This is a genomic window from Xanthovirga aplysinae (genome assembly GCF_009711365.1).
Taxonomy (GTDB): Bacteria; Bacteroidota; Bacteroidia; order Cytophagales; family Cyclobacteriaceae; genus Xanthovirga; species Xanthovirga aplysinae.
This window is the reverse complement of the sequence record NZ_SMMB01000642.1, coordinates 1-2,969: the sequence shown is the minus strand read 5'-3', so window position 1 is coordinate 2,969 and position 2,969 is coordinate 1. Positions and strand designations below refer to the sequence as shown.

Here is a 2,969-nt window from a genome sequence, read left to right as displayed (position 1 = left end):
TTATCAAGGTAAATTCAGGCATAAGACATCTTATGTTTTAAAACCATTTTTATATACAATTTTATACACGGGATTTTTTGACTTTTTAAGTACAATACTGGGAATAGACCCAGGTATTGAGCATTAAAGAATTATCCAACACGAGCAAATCATCTTCAATGAAAAGGCTACCCTCTCTTTTGAACCGATCACCAAGAAAATATCAGGAATAGGGAATAATATCACTAAAAATGACTCTCACAAAGTGCTAAAACCTGTCAACAAAGTGATTGCCGATTTCCATGATTTTGAGCATCTTTTTAGAGGGGCTATCAAAAGTAATAGTAAGGAGAAATCTTAATTCCCTTCTTCTTATAAAATATATTTTTCTCTTCCTATCAACGCTACGGAGGTGGAAAAAAGAGCCGATCGAGATTCTGCTGAACATGCTGGTGCAAAAGAGGTAAATATGATTTATCAACCTTTAGCAGCTGCCATTGGAATGGGAATCTTTTTTGAGAAAATAGATTTCATACTAATTGATTTTAGCGCAAGTAAAATTGAAATCACCATCTTTGCTAATGCAATACCCATTTCTGAAGATATCATTTCCTTGGTACCTGGAAATTACAACGAGTCTTAAGGAATCATCTTCTCCATATGCATAAAATAAAGGCCAAAGAGGAAAGTTTAAACCAAATTTTGCAATCGTTTAATCAGCTTAAAGATCAAACATCCATTTCAATTCAAGGGATTGAAATAAACCCTCTGGAATTGCATAAACTTTTGGAACCGTATTTCTTCATGTTTGAAGATGAATTATTAGAACTCTTGGAGAAAATCGATACTCATCCAAGAAAAGATAAGATATGGGCCAATGGGATTTATTTTACAGTTGGAGGAACAAAAATAGGAGGCTTACTTAACCGTCTTAGTTTAAAGAGTAAATTGAATTATAGGGTAAGTTCAAACCCATTATTGGATAATATAAAGGACATAGGTAAAGTAATTGCTTCACCTGAAAAATTTAGGAATCACTTAATAGCCTAAAAAAGAGCCCCTTACTCCAATAATTGGAGTAAATTATCTCAAGGCTATTTGTTTTCTTTTAAGAAAGGAAAACAAATAGCCCTACTATTTTAAACTTACCCTTTCTTAGAATTATATCAAGGATTTTAGAAAAAAAGAAGTGCTGCTTCTTTGAAGAAGCAAAACTTCGCATAGAACTGCTCAGTAAAAGCATCTCATAAGGGCTAAATTTTAGACTCCTACGGGCTTTATCTACTTTTTGATAATAATCTTACTTTGGTTGAAATTATCAGTCATAATTTTAACAAAATACATCCCACTATTCAATTTTGAAAGATCAATTTCGCCTGAATAAGTATTTTTTGTTATGGTTTGAAGGTTCCTTCCTTGCGTATCCCTTATTAGAAAGATGATATCTTTACCGTTCAGCTTTTGTGTTAATTCATAGTTTAAAGTGTTGCCTACAGGGTTAGGAAACAGTATATTTTTATTCATCTCTTCTTCGTCAATATGAGTAATTAAAGAAGGCTCACAATCAATAATTTTTAAAGCAGTATTCAAAACTTCATCCTCTCCGTCCCTTATTCCTAAAATTGTGGGATGAACTTCCACGTCAGGAATAATCCCTACCCTTTGTGTTGGGGTATAGTCTGGGTAAAATACACCTAGGAAAGTGGCATAAGCTATTATTTTTCCAGGCAAATAAATTTTCATTATATTCCCATCAGCACCAGAGGTAGTACTTCCAACTTTAATGGCATCCGGAAATTGCTCCAATCCCATAACGGTATATTCTGCTTGACTTTGGGTTCTTTCATCAAACAAAATCAGGACCTTCCCAGCATAAGGGAAAGAGGTACCTGAACCGATATATTCTTTATGCCAGAATAGACGACCCGGATAGGAGTAATCCGGAGTAGTAAAATTAGCTATTGGAATGGGGTCAGGAAACAAATAATTCACAATATTCCAAAGCGTTCCATTAGGATAATTTCTAATATCAAAAATAATAGCATCAGTATCCCATAAATCGATAAACATCTGTTGAAGATCGGAGTTCTCTAACAACCCCATATTAATCACTCCAACCTTACAACTATTTTTCCCGTTTATTACCCTCCATTTTGTCCTATCTGCCTCTCTCAGGTCACTATAATTTGAATAATTTCTTTCAAAACCTTTCGTCTTTATCTGCGTCCCATCATCCACTGTAATTATAGAACTTCCAAAATTTCCATAAGATATTAAACTGTTTATAGACCTTTCTATAATGACATCATTTGAACCCTCTGCATATCTTCTTAAATTGTCTCTTAAATCATAAATATCATATCCATCGATTTCCTTTACAACATCCCCAACTTTTACCGATGATTTTCCTTCTAAAACCTGAGTGACCACAGTCTCATTTTCAATAAACCTTAGTTGAAAGGGAGGGTAGGCTTGTCCATTCCACTCCCAAAAGGTACTACTATTAAAAAAGGAGTGGGAATCATCAATGTGAGTAGTAAATTCCTTAAAGTTTAAATGATAGGATGTATCATCACTTGCTTCCACTATTTTGGGAATAAATTCCATTAACACCTCATCCCAGTCATTGTCCATAATATCTTTATAAGGAAAAAAATAATTAATGATATTCCAATAGCGAAATAAGGCAAGTAGCCTTTTTTCTTCTACAGGATAGCTTTCCCCGAAATGATATAATTTATCTTTTTCAAATTCCGGAGGACCACCAGGCCAACTCTCCCCAAAGTATACAGATTCCTGAGGCCTAAATTTTTCGGTAATATCATGTAGTATATTACTTATTTCTGTTGAGAATACCGTATTATTTATCCAATTTCGGTCAAGGTTATTATTCAAACTATCCGGAACATCTGGAAGGCTACCATTGCCAATGGTCATTTCACCCGCACTGTTTATCATATTTTTTAAGGCGGTATTGAATTCAGCATTAG

At 34.1% G+C, this 2,969-nt stretch carries 3 protein-coding genes; 2 read left to right on the top strand and 1 reads right to left on the bottom strand.

The genetic code is table 11. The features are described from left to right. Positions 1 to 358 precede the first annotated feature (358 nt). The gene (locus E1171_RS03635) at positions 359 to 622 is read left to right on the top strand and encodes a rod shape-determining protein (RefSeq protein WP_187696231.1); all 264 of its coding nucleotides are present in this window, start codon (positions 359 to 361) and stop codon (positions 620 to 622) included. A gap of 17 nt (positions 623 to 639) precedes the next feature. Beyond that, positions 640 to 1,029: a hypothetical protein gene (locus tag E1171_RS03630; RefSeq protein WP_155204176.1), complete on the top strand. Its 390-nt coding sequence runs from the start codon at positions 640 to 642 to the stop codon at positions 1,027 to 1,029. 231 nt (positions 1,030 to 1,260) lie between these two features. Here E1171_RS03630 and E1171_RS03625 read toward each other — a convergent pair. Continuing rightward, the coding region (locus E1171_RS03625; protein ID WP_187696230.1) for a T9SS type A sorting domain-containing protein at positions 1,261 to 2,969 on the bottom strand (1,709 nt) is incomplete at its 5' end.